The 17813-nt window shown below is 59.0% G+C and carries 19 protein-coding genes and 1 pseudogene; 5 read left to right on the top strand and 15 right to left on the bottom strand.

Translation table 11 applies throughout. The features are described 5' to 3' along the window. Window positions 1-16: 16 nt before the first annotated feature. Genes FHT70_RS13545 through FHT70_RS13530 form a run of 4 tightly spaced genes read right to left on the bottom strand, consistent with a single transcriptional unit; the run spans window position 17 to window position 1809 of the window. Window positions 17-526, bottom strand: a complete 510-nt coding sequence (locus FHT70_RS13545) for a hypothetical protein (RefSeq protein WP_183701885.1) — start codon at window positions 524-526, stop codon at window positions 17-19. Then, complete coding sequence (locus FHT70_RS13540; RefSeq protein WP_183701883.1) at window positions 523-1011, bottom strand: TspO/MBR family protein; 489 nt, start codon at window positions 1009-1011, stop codon at window positions 523-525. Before FHT70_RS13540 ends, FHT70_RS13545 begins: the two co-directional genes overlap by 4 nt. Window positions 1012-1070: 59 nt before the next feature. Next, entirely contained in the window at window positions 1071-1295 is a 225-nt protein-coding gene (locus tag FHT70_RS13535) for a DUF378 domain-containing protein (protein WP_183701881.1), read from the bottom strand. A 28-nt stretch (window positions 1296-1323) separates the two neighbouring features. Further along, the gene (locus FHT70_RS13530; protein ID WP_183701879.1) at window positions 1324-1809 is read right to left on the bottom strand and encodes a fasciclin domain-containing protein; all 486 of its coding nucleotides are present in this window, start codon (window positions 1807-1809) and stop codon (window positions 1324-1326) included. A 160-nt stretch (window positions 1810-1969) separates the two neighbouring features. On the opposite strand from FHT70_RS13530, the gene FHT70_RS13525 reads away from it, so the two are divergent. Beyond that, window positions 1970-2554 (top strand): cupin domain-containing protein, encoded by a 585-nt coding sequence (locus FHT70_RS13525; RefSeq protein ID WP_183701877.1) that lies wholly within the window; start codon window positions 1970-1972, stop codon window positions 2552-2554. A gap of 9 nt (window positions 2555-2563) precedes the next feature. Here the strand turns inward: FHT70_RS13525 and FHT70_RS13520 are convergent. The 6 genes and pseudogenes from FHT70_RS13520 to FHT70_RS13495 form a co-directional block, all read right to left on the bottom strand. Further along, a pseudogene (locus FHT70_RS13520) lies at window positions 2564-2891 on the bottom strand (aminoglycoside phosphotransferase); the annotation flags it as partial. Window positions 2892-2981: 90 nt separating this feature from the next. After that, window positions 2982-4115 carry a sn-glycerol-3-phosphate ABC transporter ATP-binding protein UgpC gene (ugpC, locus tag FHT70_RS13515; protein WP_183701875.1) on the bottom strand — a complete coding sequence of 378 codons (1134 nt, stop codon included), beginning with the start codon at window positions 4113-4115 and terminating at the stop codon, window positions 2982-2984. Between the two features lie 85 nt (window positions 4116-4200). Continuing rightward, window positions 4201-5406 carry an ABC transporter substrate-binding protein gene (locus FHT70_RS13510; protein WP_183702232.1) on the bottom strand — a complete coding sequence of 402 codons (1206 nt, stop codon included), beginning with the start codon at window positions 5404-5406 and terminating at the stop codon, window positions 4201-4203. A 73-nt stretch (window positions 5407-5479) separates the two neighbouring features. Beyond that, entirely contained in the window at window positions 5480-6337 is an 858-nt protein-coding gene (locus tag FHT70_RS13505; protein WP_085781164.1) for a carbohydrate ABC transporter permease, read from the bottom strand. Beyond that, window positions 6334-7218, bottom strand: coding sequence for a sugar ABC transporter permease (locus tag FHT70_RS13500; RefSeq protein WP_097601388.1), 885 nt, complete (start codon window positions 7216-7218; stop codon window positions 6334-6336). Before FHT70_RS13500 ends, FHT70_RS13505 begins: the two co-directional genes overlap by 4 nt. 13 nt (window positions 7219-7231) lie before the next feature. Next, window positions 7232-8389, bottom strand: a complete 1158-nt coding sequence (locus FHT70_RS13495; RefSeq protein WP_183701873.1) for a Gfo/Idh/MocA family oxidoreductase — start codon at window positions 8387-8389, stop codon at window positions 7232-7234. A gap of 304 nt (window positions 8390-8693) precedes the next feature. Here FHT70_RS13495 and yghX point away from each other — a divergent pair, with 304 nt between their 5' ends. Continuing rightward, window positions 8694-9581, top strand: a complete 888-nt coding sequence (gene yghX / locus FHT70_RS13490) for a YghX family hydrolase (RefSeq protein WP_183701871.1) — start codon at window positions 8694-8696, stop codon at window positions 9579-9581. Window positions 9582-9637: 56 nt separating this feature from the next. On the opposite strand, the gene FHT70_RS13485 is transcribed toward yghX, so the two are convergent. Together FHT70_RS13485 and FHT70_RS13480 are read right to left on the bottom strand one after the other, a co-directional pair. Beyond that, window positions 9638-10078, bottom strand: coding sequence for a DMT family transporter (locus FHT70_RS13485; RefSeq protein ID WP_183701868.1), 441 nt, complete (start codon window positions 10076-10078; stop codon window positions 9638-9640). Then, window positions 10075-10560 carry a DMT family transporter gene (locus FHT70_RS13480; protein ID WP_097601391.1) on the bottom strand — a complete coding sequence of 162 codons (486 nt, stop codon included), beginning with the start codon at window positions 10558-10560 and terminating at the stop codon, window positions 10075-10077. The genes FHT70_RS13485 and FHT70_RS13480 overlap by 4 nt, the downstream gene beginning before the upstream one ends. Window positions 10561-10676: 116 nt before the next feature. On the opposite strand from FHT70_RS13480, the gene FHT70_RS13475 reads away from it, so the two are divergent. Both FHT70_RS13475 and FHT70_RS13470 read left to right on the top strand, forming a co-directional pair. Beyond that, window positions 10677-11513, top strand: coding sequence for a pirin family protein (locus FHT70_RS13475; protein ID WP_183701865.1), 837 nt, complete (start codon window positions 10677-10679; stop codon window positions 11511-11513). Between the two features lie 231 nt (window positions 11514-11744). Continuing rightward, window positions 11745-11969, top strand: coding sequence for a hypothetical protein (locus tag FHT70_RS13470; protein ID WP_064695708.1), 225 nt, complete (start codon window positions 11745-11747; stop codon window positions 11967-11969). Between the two features lie 75 nt (window positions 11970-12044). On the opposite strand, the gene FHT70_RS13465 is transcribed toward FHT70_RS13470, so the two are convergent. From FHT70_RS13465 to FHT70_RS13455, 3 genes are all read right to left on the bottom strand, one after another. Next, complete coding sequence (locus tag FHT70_RS13465; protein WP_183701863.1) at window positions 12045-14039, bottom strand: glycosyltransferase; 1995 nt, start codon at window positions 14037-14039, stop codon at window positions 12045-12047. An 11-nt stretch (window positions 14040-14050) separates the two neighbouring features. Continuing rightward, a complete protein-coding gene (locus FHT70_RS13460; RefSeq protein WP_183701861.1) occupies window positions 14051-15253 on the bottom strand; it encodes an HlyD family efflux transporter periplasmic adaptor subunit in 1203 nt (400 codons plus the stop codon). Between the two features lie 409 nt (window positions 15254-15662). After that, entirely contained in the window at window positions 15663-15863 is a 201-nt protein-coding gene (locus FHT70_RS13455; RefSeq protein ID WP_183701859.1) for a hypothetical protein, read from the bottom strand. Between the two features lie 599 nt (window positions 15864-16462). Between FHT70_RS13455 and FHT70_RS13450 the strand changes: the two genes are divergently transcribed. After that, entirely contained in the window at window positions 16463-17605 is a 1143-nt protein-coding gene (locus FHT70_RS13450) for an AraC family transcriptional regulator (protein ID WP_183702229.1), read from the top strand. Window positions 17606-17813 lie beyond the last annotated feature (208 nt).

The following is a 17813-nucleotide window of genomic DNA, read 5'->3' as shown; positions in this document are numbered from 1 at the left end:
GGCGCAACAGCGGCCGTTAGATCGAACGACTGTCATATGCCCAATGCAGCAGCGCCTGGCGCTGGCGCGGCCGGCACCAGCAATCTCCAGGCTCGCAGGCTCGGCGAAGCTGAGCGATATGGCGGCGAATGGCTTTCCAGCGGGCGATCTGTCGCTCGTCCTCGCCAGGCATGCGGCGACCTTGATAATAGCGGCAATACCACTGGAACCAGCCACGCGGATCGTCGGGATGTATCCATCCTTTGGCTCGCCAGACGTTAAGGGGTTGGCTGGCGTCGACACCGAAGCAATTCAGTGACGGATCCTTTCGCAGCGGCGACAGACGGGCCTCTGCGAACCAGCCTTCCGGGAATTCGTCACGACAATCGGTCATGTATTTGCCGCCGAACACGCCGAGTGCAAGCATCTCGGCGGGGGTCAGCTCTGGCCGGAAGTCGGGATGGAAGTTGCGGCCACTCGGTGCAGCGAGAACGTATCGGTAGCCTTGCTGCATCCGATCATTCACGACGATCCACCAGGGTTTCATCGGGCGCCCTCCGACAGCGGTTTCGGGCGGTTGCGCCGCCAGATGGACACGTTCAGTGCCGCCGCGAAACTCACCCACGTGAGGTAAGGAACAAGGAGCAGGGCAGCACCCGAATTCGCGGGATAAAACAAGATGATCGTCGCCAGGATCGCAGCCCAAAGCAGCATGATCTCCACCGCGGCAAGCCCGGGTTGGTGAAGCGCAAAAAAGATCGGCGACCACGCAGCATTGAGCAGAAGCTGGACTGCATAGACACTGAGCGGGAATGCTGCGCCGGCAATGCCTGCCTCCAGCCACAGGAGCCAGCCCGACAGTCCGATCGAGGCATAGAGTACCGTCCAGACCGGGGCGAACAGCCAATCGGGCGGCCGCCATCGTGGCTTGTCGAGCTGCTTGTACCAGTCGCCTGGCCGAAAAATCACGCCGGTGGCCGCCGCAGCAAAGCTCGCGGCCTGAAAGGCGACCAGCACAAGAAGGGAATCCATGTCCATCCGACAAAAGGTGGAGGGAGCCGCCGACGCGGCAAGCGGGTCCCTCCAAAGGCCTATTGGTTCAGGCGAGCAGCGAACTCGCCGGAACCCACTGCAGAAAACAGCGGGATGACCTGCCAGGCGGCCGACAGCCCCACCAGGACGTAAACGACCCGGGCGAGCCCCGAGCCGGCCCCAAATATGGCGGCCACGAGGTCAAAGCCGAATAGCCCGACCAGCCCCCAGTTCAGGCCGCCTACGATCACGAGGATGAGCGTTAGTATGTTGAGGAACTTCATGGTTCTTCTCCAGTTGAGGGGACCAGGGTCAGCCTTCCGGCGGCACGATCACCTTGTCGATGACATGGATGACACCATTGGAGGCAGCAACGTCGGCGGCAGTTACAACGGCGTCGTTCACCTTGACGGTGGAGCCCTCGACGTTGACGTCGATCGTTTTGCCATTGACCGACTTCGCCTCATTGATACCCGCCACGTCCTTAGCCATGAACTTGCCCGCGACCACATGGTAGGTGAGGATCGCGGTGAGCTTTTGCTTGTTTTCCGGCTTCAGAAGGTTTTCGACGGTACCGGCCGGCAACTTGGCGAAGGCTTCATCGGTCGGAGCGAAGACCGTGAACGGACCCGTTCCCTTGAGAGTGGCGACCAGGCCTGCCGCTTCGAGCGCGGTCGCCAGCGTCTTGAATTTACCCGCCTCCACGGCAGTGTCGACGACATCCTTCTCCGCGGCGACCCCGCTGAAACTGCTGCCAAGCGTGATTGCTGCAGCGACTAAAAGGCTTCTCAACTTCATGTCATTCTCCTCTCGATGACAGGTGCGCGTTGCACCTCACGTCTTTCATTTGGAGAACATAGATTTTATTGCCACTCAAATTTTCGTGAGCAGAAACCGAATTATCTTGTAATGAAAATAGTCATTGGGGTAGTTTCCCGAAACGAAAAGGAGTTTACGAGTGCTCTCCGACACGCTGTCCAATGAGCTTCAGCGCTACGCGATCGGCCCGCGTATCAAGACACTGCGACTGAGAAAGAAGCTGGGGCTGGTGCAGTTGGCGGGGCATACAGGGCTCTCGCCTGCGATGCTTTCGAAGATCGAGCGCGGGCAGATGTTTCCGACGCTGCCCACGCTGCTTCGGATCGCTATGGTTTTCGGGGTCGGCCTCGATCACTTCTTCAAATCCGACAAGGAGGAGCCGCTCATTGCGGTCGTCCGCAAGCACGAGCGCCTCAAACTTCCAAGCCCGCCGGGCGAAAAGAACCCGGCCTTCCTCTTCGAAAGCCTCGATTATCCCGCATCCGACCGCCGGATGGAGGCGTTTTACGCCGAGTTCCCGATCGATTCGTCGCCCTCGGAGCCGCATCAACATGGCAGCGCCGAGTTCATCTACGTGCTCAGCGGTCGGCTCGTCGTCATTGTGGACGGCAAGGAGACAGCGCTGGATGCGGGCGACGCTACGTATTTTGACTCAAGCGTTCCGCACAGTTACCGCCGGGAAGGCGAGGGAATCTCGACGGCTCTTGTTGTGATTTCTCCCTAGGCGGCCGCTGCCCTGTGTCAACCGATGCATTCGCGGAGCGTGTCGGCCACGCGACGCCAGTCGGACTCTGTCTCGGGCGGCCCCATGTATTTCATCACCACCAGACCGTTCGCGAACAGCCGGCCGTCGGTCGTCGGGATCAGCGCTGAAAACGTGCATGCCTTTACTGGGATGAGCTCGGTTTCCCATGTGAGATCGGCGTCGGTTCTGTAGCCGACACGACCGACCGCGACCTGGCCGTGGATGCGAACGCTCCACACGTCATTGGCAACTCCGCCCGTCAGCCGTTGATGCGGACCGCGTCTTCACCCCATTGTCCGAGCGCTTCCCATCCCATTGGCGATACTCTTGGCGGCGATGATTGACGGAAGAGGGTGTCATCTCGCCCCCGACGGGACTCCCGGTGGAACAAACCAAGCCCGTCGGCTCAAGCCGCCGTCGGGTTGATCACGTTCGTATCGATTTCGGTCAGTTCCACGCGACGCTCGAATGCAATGCCCGCTTCGTCGAAGAGGTGGCAGTCAACGGCATTGATGCCGGTTGTCACAGGTGCGTCGGGGCGGATGCCGACGCTGCCGGGGAGCATGGCGCAGAAATTTTCGGCCTCGCCGTTGAGTGAGGCATAAGCTACCGTATTGGCGCCGAGGCGTTCGATGACCGTCGGGGTCACGGTGAAGACGATATCGCCGCCGTTCAGCTGGATGTGCTCCGGCCGGATGCCGAGCGTCAGCGTCTTGCCGGCCATGCCATCGCGCGGGGTCACCGGCAGAACGGCGGTCTGGCCCTGATAATCCACTTCGACGCCGTTGGCGCTAACGCCCTTGCAGGTCACGGGCAGGAAATTCATTTTCGGATTGCCGATGAAGCCGGCGACGAACTGATTGGCGGGCTTGTGATAAAGCTCCAGCGGTGCGCCGGTCTGGGAGATATTGCCGGAGTCGAGGACGACGATGCGGTCGGCCATGGTCATGGCTTCGACCTGGTCGTGCGTTACATAGATCATCGTCGCCTTCAACGCCCGGTGCAGCTTGGCAAGCTCGATGCGCATGTCTGCGCGCAGCGCCGCGTCGAGGTTGGAGAGCGGCTCGTCGAAAAGGAATATCTTCGGTTCGCGCACGATGGCGCGGCCGATCGCGACGCGCTGGCGCTGGCCGCCGGACAACATGCCGGGTTTCTGCTGCAGCCGCTGGTCGAGATGCAGGATGCGCGCGGCATTCTCGACCTTGGCCTTGAGTTTCGACTCTTCCATCTTTTCGACGCGAAGCGGGAAGGCGATGTTCTCGAACACCGACATATGCGGGTAGAGCGCGTAGGACTGGAACACCATGGCGATGCCGCGCTTGACCGGCGGCAGGTCGTTGACCCTGACGCCGTCGATGACGATGTCGCCCGCCGTCGTCGCGTCGAGGCCGGCGATCATGCGCAGGAGCGTGGACTTGCCGCAGCCGGACGGGCCAACGAAGACGACGAACTCGCCATTCCTCACTTCGAGCTGCACGCCCTTCAGAACCTCGTAGTCGCCATAGAACTTCTGGACTTTGTTGAGAAGAAGCTGTCCCAAAAATCTGTCTCCGCCGGCGGCCTTCGTCGCACGCTCGATATAAGGGGAGGGGCCGCGGCTTATGCAGCGACCCCTTGGAGATAGCTTACTTGAAGGCTTCGATTTCGCCAGCCGCCTTCTTGAGCGCGGCCTCGGGCTCGGCCTTGCCCGTCACGACGGACTGGATCATCTCGATCATCGAGTTCTGGAAGCCCTTATAATCGGTGAACAGCGGCTCGGGACCACCATAGCTGATGCCCTCGATGAGCGGCTTCCAGTAGGGGTCCTTGGCGACGAACTCGTCGACCTTCTTCGAGGGACGCAGCGGTGTGAGGCCGGCGCCGCCCTGCAGTTCGTATTCCGACTGAACATCCGGCGAGGTGATGAACTTGGCGAATTCGGTTGCCTTGTCCTCGACTCCCGAGCCCTTGAAGATCGCAAGGCTGTCGGTGATCAGCAGCGTGCCGGGGCCTTTGGCGTCGGGACCGAGCGGCAGCGTCGTGATGCCCCAGTTGATCTTCGTTTCCTTCAGGCGGGAGGCGGCGCCCGATCCAGCCTGGATCATGGCAACCTTGCCGTCGAGGAAGATGGCGCGGACTTCGTTCTGCTCATAGGCCGTGGGGCCTTCCTCGGAGTAGGGCACGATATCCTTGTAGGCTTTCAGCGCAGCGAGGATCTGCGGGCTGTCGAGCGTGATCTTGCCTTCGGCGTCGGTCACCGCACCGTTGTTGGTGTAAACCCAATGCATGAACTGGTGCATGGTGTTGTCGAAGGTCTTGGCGGAAAGACCGAAGCCCGGAATGCCGGTCTTTTCCTTGATGGTCTTGGCCATCTCGATTTCTTCAGCCCAGGTTTTCGGCGGCTTCTCGGGATCGAGGCCGGCCTGCTTGAAGAGATCCTTGTTCCAGTAGAGCGCCTTGGTGGAGAAGGCGATCGGAACGCCCCACTGATTGCCCTCGAAGGTCACCGTATCGACGATATGAGGGTAATAGGCCTTCTTCTCGTCATCGGTCATCGGCACCGGGACGATGAGATCGTTCTGCGCGAATTCCTTCAGTGTGCGCGAGCCGACATAGGCCATCGCAACAGGCGTGCCGGCAGCGGCGAGCGTCGTTGCCTTGTCCTGGCACTGCGCCCAGCCGACGACCTCAGGCGTGACCTTCCAGCCCGCGTTCTTTTCTTCCCACTGCTTGATGTATTTGGTGTGGACCGGATCGATCGTGTCGCCGCAATAGATCCAGCTGATTTCCTTGTCGGCCGCATGTGCAGTGACCGCGGTCAATGCCGTCGAACCGAGCAGGGCGAGCGCCATAAGGCCTGTCTTAATTGCTATGCTCACGTTGTGACTCCCAATGTGGTTGTTAGCTGTTCACTGATTATTGCTCTTATTGTTTCACCGCACCGGCGGTCAGACCGCCGACGAGATAACGCTGAAGGAAGAAGATGACGACCATCGCCGGCGCAATGCCGACGAAGGAAGCCGCCATCAGTTCGTTCCAGATGACCTCCTGCTTGCCGAAGTAAGCAAAGAGTCCCACCGGCAAGGGCATGTATTCGGTCTTCGAGTTGAACGTCAGCGCGAAGATGAATTGCTGGGCGTAAGCGCCGATGAAGGTGGTAATGGCGACGACGATAATGCCCGGCATCGCGATGGGCAGGATGACGCGACGAAGCGTATAGAAATGGCTGGCGCCATCCATGAAGGCGGCTTCGTTGAGCTCCTGGGGAATACGGATCATATAAGTGCGCAGCAGCCAGATCGCCGAGGGGATCAGGAAGGCGACGCCCGGCACGATCATGGCGAGATAGGTGTTGAGCACGCCCATGCTGCGCATCAGCCGGAAGAGCGGGATGAGCAGCACGGCGCCGGAGAACATGTTCACCGTCAGGAAGGCGCCGAGCAGGATGCCCATGCCCTTGAATTCGAACTTGGCGAAGGCGTAAGCGGCCGGAATGACCAGGCAGAGCACGATCAGCGTGACGATGATCGAGATGAAGAAGGAGTTGAAGATATAGCGCCCGAAGCCCGGCACACTGATCCACATCGTCCGGTAGGCCTCGAAGGAGCCGTTCTCAGGCCAGAAGCGGTAGGGCGAGGAGAAAAGCTGGGCGAGGGGCTTCAGGGAAACCAGGAAACCCTCGACGAAGGGCGCCAGCACGAAGAACAGGAACACCGCGATACCGCAATAGATCAGGACGATTTCCCACCAGCGGTAGCGGTCGATCATGGCGGGGCTGCTCATGCGCGCTTCTCCGGATTGAGGCGGCGAGTGACACGGAAATAGGCGAAGCAGAAGAGCGACAGGAAGATGCAGATCAGCACGGCGCGCGCCGCACCTTCACCGTATTTCTTCGAACCGATCGCGGTCTGATAGGTATCGATGATCATCGTCGTCGTCTCGCCGCTCGGGCCGCCCTGCGTCAGGATCCAGATGATGTCGAACGAGTTGAAGGTGGCGATCAGCGACAGCATCGACATGGTGATGATGGCGGGCACCATCAGCGGCAGGGTGATGCGGCGGAAACGGTACCAGCGGCCGGCGCCGTCGGTCCAGGCGGCTTCGTAGAGATCCTTCGGGATCGACTGGATCGCGGCCAGGAAATAGATCGTCACCAGCGGTACGCCAATCCAGACATCGGTGACGATCGTCGCCCAGAAGGCGGTGCTGCCATAAGCGAGGAAGGCGACCGGGCCGTCGACGAGGCCGAAGCGCTGCAACAGGCCCGAGATCATCCCGAACTGCCCATTATACATCCAGCCCCACATGAAGATGCCGATCGCCATCGGCACGATCCATGGCGGCATCGTCAAGAGCCGGAACAGCGAGCGGCCAGGTACGGCGGCATTCAGCATGCATGCGCCAAAGGTGCCGATCACCATTTTCAGGGCGACGGAGAAGAAGGTCCAGACGAAGGTGCGGAGGATAACCTCCGCAAATGTGGCGTTGAAGATCTTCTCGTAATTGACCCAGCCGACCCAATTGGTGGTCTTCTTCAGCGACGCATCGGTGAAGGAGAGAATGAACGTATCGACGAGGGGATAAGCGACGATTGCGAGAACGTAGAGAACGGCCGGAAGGAGGAGGATCCAGGCGAAGATGAAGGCGCTTCTTTGGACACTCATCTTGCCGCCTTCCTCAAGCCGCTCTGGCGTGAAGGGCTTCGTCGAAGCGGTCCCAAACAGGACGCAAATCGACGACCGTTTTCTTGATCCTCGCTTCGTCCATCGCCAGAGCCAGAATGCCGGCTTCGAGCGCGTTCAGCGTGGAGACGGGAAGTTCGAGCCCGGTGCGCACGCTCTCGAGCAGGTCGCTCGCCATCTGTTCGTCGGCGCCGTAATGCTGGGAGAGTTCGGTAGCGGCATAGGTGTTCTCGACAACCTTGTTGCCGGTCAGCTGTTCGTGGACATTGAGATAACCGCGGACGAAATCGCCCTCGGCCATGCCGCGCGAGCCCATGATGGCGAAACGGCGGAACTGGTCAGGCACGTTCAGATTGGTGTGGAAGTTCATGCCGACGCCATTTTCATATTCGACGATCGCCACCTGATAATCGATGATATCGGCATCGCTGTCGAAGACCTTGTCCGATCCCATCCAGCCGCTCGGCTTGCGGTGGAAAAGCTCGAGATCGTTGATGCCCTCGCGCGCCGGGTCGTTGGCCGGCGTGAAGCTCTTGCGGCCGCCGAAACTGGCGACACGCTCCGGCCGCGCGCCGACGACGCCGTTATAAAGGTCGAGATCGTGGCAGCATTTCTCCAGCATGAAGCTGCCGGAATAGCGCTCGTAGCGGCGCCAATCGCGCATGAAGAAGGCGCCGTGATAGGGCTCGATATGTTCGGAAGCCTCGATCGACACGATCTGGCCGAGCTTGCCCTCGGCCTGGATGGCGCGCAGATCCTTGTAGAGAGGGGAGTAACGCAGCACCAGACCGACCATCAGCCGCTCATGGCCGAACTTCGCCATGAGATGGGCAAGCTCGATGCTTTCGGCGATGGTCGTGACGATCGGCTTTTCGCAGAAGACCTTGAGACCGGCTTGCAGCCCGAGTTTGATATGGTCGAGATGCATGTGATTGGGGGAGCCGATCATCAGCAGATCAAGCTTTTCGGAGGCGAGGAGCTCCTCCGGCGAGCCGTAGGCCTTGCCGGCGGAAACGCCCTTTTCCGTCAAACCGGGAAGGCCGGCAGGATCGGGGTCGACGTAGCCGACGATATCGAAACTGCTATCGATCGCTTTGAAGACGTAGCCGAGATAGCCGAGCCGGAATCCTAGCCCGATGATGCCCACTTTCATGCCGATCAAGTTCCCGATTAAGTAATTTATTTTCTTTAAGTTGGGACAAAAAACAAAGGGCGTCAATAGAAAACGGGGCGCAAGACGCGAGTATGAAATTGATTTTCATAATTCGCGGGCGAGGATCGTTAAAGCGCTGCCACCGCCAAAATGCGGAGGCAACCGGTGGAAGAGCCATCTTCAAAGCAGGAATGCTGACGTCATTGTTGCGGACCCGGCAAGCTCACGCAAAAATCGCGAAATGTTGAAAAGAGTAGCGAGCCCGGGTGTGTAGGATGGGCGATACCCCGAAGGAGGAGCCATCATGACCCGCATGACAGCCAAGGACTTTCCGCAGGAACTGCTCGAACTTTACGATTATTATGCGCATGGAAAAATCACTAAGCGCGAGTTTCTCGACCGGGCCGCCAAGTTTGCGGTCGGTGGGGTGACGGCAGCCGCCATTCTTGCGTCGCTCAGCCCGAACTACGCGCTGGCGACCCAGGTCGAGTCTACCGATCCCGATATATCGGCCGAATACATCACCTATCCCTCTCCCAAAGGAAACGGCGATGTCCGCGGCTATCTCGTGCGGCCCGCGAAGGCCGATGGCAAGGTTGCGGGCGTGGTCGTCGTTCACGAGAATAGAGGCCTGAACCCCTATATCGAGGATGTGGCGCGGCGCGTGGCAAAAGCCGGCTTCATCGCCCTGGCGCCGGATGGGCTGACGTCGGTCGGCGGTTATCCCGGCAATGACGAGAAGGGGCGGGAGCTCCAGCAGAAAGTCGATCCGGAAAAGCTGATGAACGACTTTTTCGCGGCGGTCGAATTCCTGATGAAGGGTGATCTCACCAGCGGAAAGGTCGGCATAACAGGCTTCTGCTATGGCGGCGGCGTCGCCAACGCTGCGGCGGTCGCCTATCCCGAACTGGCCGCAGCCGTGCCCTTCTATGGTCGGCAGCCGCGCGCCGAGGACGTGCCGAAGATCAAGGCGCCATTGCTTCTCCACCATGCCGGGCTGGACAAGGGGATCAACGAAGGCTGGCCGGCCTACGAAGCCGCGATGAAAGCGGCGGGAAAAACCTACGAGGCCTATATCTACCCCGACGTCAACCACGGCTTTCATAATGACACCACGCCGCGCTACGACGAGGCGGCAGCCAAGCTCGCCTGGCAGCGAACGGTCGACTGGTTTACGAAATACCTTGCCTGAAAATGCAGTGGCGTGAGGCTGCGGGGAGCCATCCCCGCCGCATGGCCCGTGTCTCGCTATTGCGAACGGTCGACCTTGCGCCGTCCCCGACTGAGCATCATTCCGCCGACGATGAGAACAATCCCGCCGGCGTTCGCCCAGAATGATCCCGGGGCCCCGCTGACATAATCAAATGCCACCCCCGTTACCATCTGCCCGCCGATGATCAGCAGAGCCGAATTGACGGCGCCGATCCGCGCAATCGCCCAACTGCCGGCCGCCACGAAGACAACGCCGATCGGACCGCCTAGATAGGCGTACCAGGGCGCCTCGGCGGCGCCCGCGGGAAGCAGGCCCCCGACGAAGAGCCCGAGGCAGGTGAGGACGGCAAATCCGACGGCGTGATTCCAAAAGGATGCGATCAGCGGCGTCGTCGAGATGCTCAACCGCCCATTGAGCTGACGGCTCAGGCCGACGAGCACGCCGCCGAGGCAAGCAAGCAGAATGAAGAGCGTCACGCCGCACCTCGCCCGAACAATATGATGAGCGCCGCCCCCGCAACGACGAGGCCGAGCGCAGTGATGTCTCGTGCATCGGGATGCCGCTTGCGCATGCCGAACAGTCCCCAACTGTCCGCCGCGACGCTGAAGATGACCTGGCCTGCCAGGCCCAGAGCCAGGGTGCCGGAGAGCCCGAGCGGTGAGTTGACCGCGGTCGAGGTCAGCATGACCGTTGCCGCGCCGGAGATACCGCCGAAATAAGCCCATAGAGGCGCGCGCAAGCTCTGTTCCGGCTTTGGCCTGCGTCGCCGGTGGATGAGCAGGAGAAGAATGACCGCGGCGATGATGCCTGTGCCGTGAGCGGTCCAGGAAGAAAACAGCGGATTTCCGTAGCGTGCCAGCTCGCCATTGAGGTGCACCATGAAAGTCAGGAGCCCACCCGTGGCGAAAGCGCCAGCAAAGTAGATCGGATGCGGATTTCGTGCGGCTTCGATGGTCATTGGAGATCCCGTCAGCGAATCAATTGCGGCGGATGTTTTTCAAATTGCCACTAAGGCCATTCATCGGCATCCTCAGCAAGACGTGTCGTCATAGCCTGACAGGCATGGAGGACGCGATGCTGCTCAAAGGCGAACGGACATTTCTGGTGCGGGATGCTGGCGGTTTTGTCGCGCACATCAATATGCCGGGATGGTTGAAGCCGAAGCCGACGGACCATGGCCACGGCCCTCTCGCTATGATCGTCGAATCCATCCTAGTCCCTGGCCGGCTGATCGCGATGCACGAGCACAGAAACGACGAGATCGTCTCCTGGGTGCCTGACGGCGTGATGCGTCACCAGGATCGGGCCACAGGCTGGCTGCTGATCGACCGCCATCATCTGATGGTGATGAATGCCGGGAAAGGCTTCTGGCACTCGGAGGAGACGATGGTGACCGATCCGCCGCTGCGAATGCTACAGATCGTCATTCGTCCGCGTGCGGCCGATCTGGTGCCGAAAATTCAATACGGCGCGATCCCTATGGTCGCGGCGAATGTCTGGCGACACCTGGTCGGCCCGGAAGGGGAAGGCACGCCGTTTTATGTCCGTAGCGCCGTCGACATCTTCGACATCCGACTGGAAGCGGGCGCGCGGGCGGAATTCCCGCGGAAACATGGCCGGGATCTCTACTTCTATGTCTTCCGTGGCTCAATCGCCGTTGATGGTCAAACCTTCAGGCAGGGCGAGCAGGGGCTGCATCTGTCCGATGACCGGCTCGACCTTGAAGCCAAGGATCCAGCCACCCTGATCGCGTTTCTCCTCTATGCAAACGCACCGGTCGCCAAGCAGGGGACCGTCGGCGACCATAAGGACATACCGTCGGCCCTCGTCATCAGGGCGCTTCTGAAGTGGAGGAAATTTCGGCAGATGTGGCGACGGTCTTCACGAGGCGCGCTTCTGCGGCAACAGTGATTACCGCAAGTCGCTTCCGCTTTCGGCAATTGTGCGGTAGCCTGTCCATTCGTTCACATCCAGCGAAGATTTCGCTGAGAGCCCAGAGATGCCGAGGACGGGCGAAATTACGATCGTCCAGAGCTGCGGACAGTTTCCGTCAGCCTTGATCCGGCTAAAAATGCGATTGTGAACGGAACAAGCATGCCTGCAATTGGGTTTCGAACCTTAGCGTTTAAAAGGAGGAGCATCATGCCTACGGTTGCCGCGACGCCCATTACTCCGCCCGATCAGCACGTCGTCACCGCACGCGAAGCTATCGAGCCGCTGTATGAGAAGCTCGAGCTTCAAACGGAATCGCTGGTTCTTTCTGCAGCGCTCGAAGCAGGATGGTCTCCGGACGAGGCAACGGAAGCGCTGGCGGCGCTCAGACTGCAGGACGCGTTGTCCATCCTCGACGAACGATCTGGCCAGTAGTTCGCGAAGAGTGACGACTCCGGCCATGGCGGGACAACTTCGTCGAAGACGCGACAACTTCGCTCCCGAGCCGGGCTACAACGTGCGCGTCCGCCCGAATGAGCGCAACAGCAGATTAAGAGAGACGGCAACCTTGTCGATGTCGCGAATGTCCCGCGAATATCGGCCGGTGTAGAGTTTTACAATCATGCTGTCGCGGGCAGAGCCGCTGAGTTCGAAATAAAGGTGCAGGTAATAGGCTTTCTTGTCGCCGCCGCGACTTACGCTTCTTCGCCGTTGAGTGACCTGACCGAGCTCGGCTTTGATTGGGGCGAAGCCGGAGAGTTTCAGCATCACCGATTTGGATTGCAACCGGGCCATGGTGGGGACTGCAACGACCGCCTTGTCCAGTGCCAGACTGACGACTTGACCGGGGACATCGTCGACGATAGCGGGTTCATCGAGCTTGAATGCATGGAACAGGCGCCGAGGTTTCTCAAAGCAGATGAGTGACGCGATGAGCAGGACGACGATATTGATCCCTGACCACCAGGCCGCGACCGGCGAAAACTGGCCTTGTACATGCGACGTTTCCGGTACGACGTTGACCAGCAGGCCAACCACGGTGATCGTGATCATGCTTGCGATCCAGGCGAAACTGTAGCGGTCGAACTGGTTCGCCTCGTTGCCACTGCCCTTTGGCGTCACCCTGAAAGGCTTGCCGAATGGTCTCACCAGGCTGGAGACCACGGTCGGCAACATGCGGAATGTCGCAAAGGTCCCGACAGCGCTGGAAACCACAGGCAGATAGCGCGTCGGCGTGATCCACAGCATGAGCAGAAAATAGGCCACCAGCAGCGGCACCTGATGAGACACATACGCGGCTATATCAGTGAAATAGAGCGGGACCAGGCCAAACCAGAGATAGACGATGGGGACGAGCAATATCGCGAAGCGGACCAGATACTGCACCAGCCATGACGCGGGCAGGAACATGATCCGTTGAAAGAGCGTCAATCCCGGGCCGCGCAGCGGGCCATTGTACAGGTAAAGGGTTTGAATACCCCCCTGACACCAGCGTTCGCGCTGGACAAAATAACCGGTCAGGTTCTCGGCGGCCAGTCCCATCGATAGCCGCTCGTTCAGGTAGCGGGTCTTGTAGCCTTTGTTGAGCATCGAAAGAGTGGTCAGCAGGTCTTCTGTGATCGACTCCGTCGGAAAACCGCCTATTGCGTCGACGGCCTTGCGGCGGGCAATCGAGCATGACCCGCAGCAGAAACTGACGTCCCAGGCGTCTCGGCTGGGCGCGATCTCGTCGAAAAACAAGCGCTGCTCGTCCGGCCAGATATTCTCCAGACCCAGGTTCGACTGGACCGGATCGACATTGAAGAAATGTTGGGGTGTCTGGACGATGCCGATGCTTTCATCGGAAAAGAACGGCAGCGTCCGGCGAAGGAAATGTCGATAGGGAACAAAATCGGCGTCGAAGATCGCAATGAATTCGCCCGAGCTGACCTTCAGCCCATTGTTCATATTGCCGGCTTTGGCATGGCTGTTGTCGCCACGCGTGACGTGGATGACGTTCTTCTCCTCGCAATAGGCCTTCAGCCAATCCCGGCGTTGATCGTCGAGCACATACACCGTCAATTTGTCGGCAGGATAATCCAGCGCGCGGGCGCCGATGATGGTTCGCTCGAGCACGTCGAGCGGCTCGTTATAGGTCGGGATGAAAACGTCGACAGTTGGCAGCTCACGCTTATCGCGCGCGAAAAAAACACGACCCAGCCTGTCCGCTTCCGCGCTCCGGTCGACATAGCGGCTCATCAATACCAGAAAAAGGATAACTTCGACGCACGCCAGAATCTCGACGAAGAAGAGGATCCAGACCCAGTAGAAATTCGCACCGTCGCTGGGATAGGGAAGCACCGTCTCGGTCAAGCGCCAGTACATGTATCGCAATGCGAATGCCGCGACAAACGCGCAGGTCACCGCTCGTGTCCAGGTGTGATGCCGCGACCAATTGAACGGCCCGAGGAAAAAGAAGGCCGAAACGAGAAAGGTCGGAACCAGCGCTAGAAGATACTGAACCACAGGCTTTTTACCTAGTTGGACACGTCGATGCCGTGTTTGGAAAACCGTACCTGTACTGTCCGCCCCACCTGGCAGGAGTTCGCAAAGTCATCATTCATGAAGGATGGATCGAGGCGAACCCGAATGCGGGCATTGCGCTGTGTCGACGGCGGCAAGCTGGCAGCAAAGGAATCGGCCTCAACCGAAGCCGAACTGCCTCTGACGGAGATGACCGTACCATTGAAGACATCGCTGCGGCCGAACAAGCGCACCTGAGCGACAAGTCCGGGATAGATCTCGTCATAGTTGACCTCGGGAACAAGAATATCCACAAACAGCTCCCGACAGTCGAGAAGGCGCATCAGCTCGTCGTTCAGCACGACGTTGGAACCGTTGACGATACTTCTGGTCCAAACGACGCCGTCGAACGGCGCTATTGCCGTTGCGGATTCAAGGCTGCTGACGCGGTTTGCCTCTTTGACGAGCTGTTTTTGAACTTCTGTCGCTCGTGTCTCATTCTCCGCTATGCGCGAATTCAAGTCGTTGATGCGAACGACAACCTCGTCCTCGCGCTGCCGCGAATAAGGCACGTCATTCTGCCCGTCGCCGAAAACAAAGATACCCTGGCGGACCGCATTGAGCCTTTGTTCCAGTTGATCGACAGTCAGATTGCTGATTTCGACCTCGCCGCCGGTCGCAGCACCGGCGGCTCGCGCGACTTCGACCAGCTTCTGCGTAAGAATACCTTTTGACTCGAGCTCCATCCGGCGGTTCAGGTCGACCTGCGCGACAAGATCCTGGGCCTGCGACACTTCGACCTTTTTCCGCAGGATTTCGACCTCGCGTTCGAGATTGGCAATGGTTGTCTGCCTGTAGACTTCCAATCTTGCAGACAATTCCTCGCGAAGGGCGGAGAGCTCCTCCCGTTCCTTTTTAAGTGCCGCGACGCGGTCCAGCGCCGTGTTCCGATCTGCCTCGAGCGAAGCGAGAATTGCGCGATTGACGCGTGTATTTCTGATTTCTGCGAGGGATTGTCCCGCTTTGACCGGGCTGCCGACCTTGAGGGGTTCTTCCGCAATCGTGCCGTCGATTGGGGCATTAACGACAGCAAACCGGGCATTGACCGTGCCATCAAGGCTGGTAAAGCCGGTAATCGTCGGCAATGAGACGACGGTCACCAGTGCCAGCAGCAACAGGCCGACGACGATGCGTGTGATGCGATGGTTCCAGATCATGTTGGCATCCGAAGGTATCGCTCTGCAGCCATTCGTCGCTCTCGCGCTGACACGGACGGATGCAACTCATTCTTGCATACTTTAGCGCATGGAAATTTATAGACAAGTGATGGTCGTAAACCTGCGACAGAAACAGTTCGGCTCTGAACGAAATGCCACCGACGCAGGCGTGGCGCTGGCCTGTGGTCAAGCCCGGCGCGGCGACTGAAGAGGGGGTAATGGGTAGATAGGGATGATGGAAATTACCGCGCCTGGCGAGGCCGCGATCTCGTTGAGACAGAAATAGCGGAGCGGTTTGGCTTTTCACGAAAGCGCAGAACCGCTCCAACTTTTTTATTTACGCAGTTCCCGGCAAAAGCGGTTCGCGCTTTACCTGGGGAACCCGCTTCTCACCTTGCCCGGAACGGCTCTAATGCGGCCGAAGTTCTTTGGTCGCCATCAGCATGACGAGATCTTCCGAGGCATCGGCGAGCGTCAATGCCAATTCCGCGGCCGACCATCCACGTTTCTGCAAACTGACGAGCATTTCCACCATTGCGACTTCGACTTCTCGTCTGCAGGTCGAAATTGGCCTCAACTCGATAACATTCTCATCACATGCGGTAGTCATCTTAGCCTCCTCTGCCACATGAAGGGCAGTGTCAAAGAAATTCGACAATGGGTGGATATGATAGGGGTTGCGTACAGACCTCGAGCCATTACGCATCGACATGTATGGCCTCGGCTGCGCGCAACCCCTCGCGCGCCATTATTTGCCGATGTCGGCCTCAGGAGCGCCTCGTATCAGTCTGAAACGACGGGCGATACAATTTTCCTGGCTCACCCTTGGATTGATTCCGTTGAAAGCCATTGCTTGCGCAGGGCGAGCACGACTGCTTCTCCGATAGTTCACGACCTATCCTCCCATGTTTGCGTGTTTTTGTTTTGAACAACTGTCGTTTTGCGTTGTCGGGGCTATCGCACCGGCAGCTAAGTATTTGGAATTTGCGAACTTACTTCGGAATTAACCATTGCTTATTTAGATATATGAACGGGATGCGCTTGTCGTTATCGCAGCATCCAGAAAATTATCGGTCCGTCCATTTCTGCTCGCAGAGGAATATGATAAGTAGCTTATGCACGTAGAGCTTTAGCCAATTCGGATCTCGGATGGCTGTTGTTTGCTTCAGTTTCAACAGCCCGGATCTGCTAATGCGCTGGAGGAATTGGATGGTTGCGGAGTCTGGAGATGACCCGGCTGCGGGACGGGAATGGCCGGCGCACCTGGAGCGGCGGCGCTGGCCGCGCGAACCTTCTTCCCAGAAAGAACATCGGGTGGACGTGCCACCGGCCTTGGTGCCCCTGCGATTTTCGACGCACGAACTGCCACAGAAAGAACAGTTCCAGGCTTGGCGATCACATGTGGCGCCCCTTATGGATGTACATCTGCCGGATGGAAAATCAGAGGGCGATGGTTTCCTCGCGGAACAGACCGGTTGGCACCTCGGCGATATCCTCATCGTTCAGCAGCGCGCGCAGGCGTGCAGCTATATTCGCGATCAGGCGATGCTGCGATCGAGCCCAATTGATCACTGGAACGTCGGCATACTGCGCAGCGGCCGGGCCTGGACCGAAGCCGATCGGCATGTAACGGAAACCGGCCCGGGTGAGATATTTTTCAGGTCTCTTGGTTATCCGTACCGCGGGCGGATGACCGATTCAGTCGCTGTGCTCGTCTTCCTGCCCTATGAACTGTTGACCGGTGATGCGACTCTTCTGCAGAGCGCCAACAACACCGCCTTCTCCGGTAGCCTGGCTGAATTGCTGGTCAGCTATATTAACGGCCTGGAAACGAACCTGAGCAGCTTGACGGTGGAGGAGGTGCCGCGGATCATACGGACGATCGGCGATATGGTCGTTGCATGCGCTGCATCCTCCACAAGTTCGGACCGCGGCCAGGAACAGACCAATATGGGGCTGATGGAGCGGGCGCATCGCTATATTCACCTCAATCTTCATTCAGATAGCTTGACGCCTGAGGTCATGTGCCGAGCGCTGGGAATCTCGCGGACCCGGCTCTACCGATTGTTCGAAACGAGCGGGGGCGTCTTCGCTTACATTCGCAAACGTCGCTTGCTGCAGGCCTATGCGGATCTTACCAATCCGACCGACAACAGGCCGATCTCGGAGATTGCCGAGGCCGCCGGCTTCGACGTTGCAGCCAATTTCACGCGCGCGTTCAGCCATGAATTCGGGCTCAGCCCGCGTGAAGTCCGAAAGACCATAGCAACCGAGCACCCGGCCATCCCAGCAACACGTTCCATGCGACGTGTCGGGACAACGATCGGCGACTGGCTGACGCTCGCACGTTGATGTGGAAGGAATAAAAGCGGTATTGCTGCTACTTTTCAAGCAATTACGCAGTGGCGTTTACTCAACGCTTTCAAGTTCCATAAGATCGATTACGCCAGATTCGATTGTAGCCGGGTACATTCTATTTCCAAGTGCGACATGCCAATGATTTCAATGGCTTCACTTTGGAGATTTTGGCATGTCCCGATGCTATACGCAGCTTGCCCTC

This window comes from Rhizobium sp. BK049, from assembly GCF_014193135.1.
In the GTDB taxonomy this organism is placed as follows: domain Bacteria; phylum Pseudomonadota; class Alphaproteobacteria; order Rhizobiales; family Rhizobiaceae; genus Rhizobium.
Note: the sequence above shows the minus strand (reverse complement) of the source record. Positions and strands in the feature narration are given on the sequence as shown.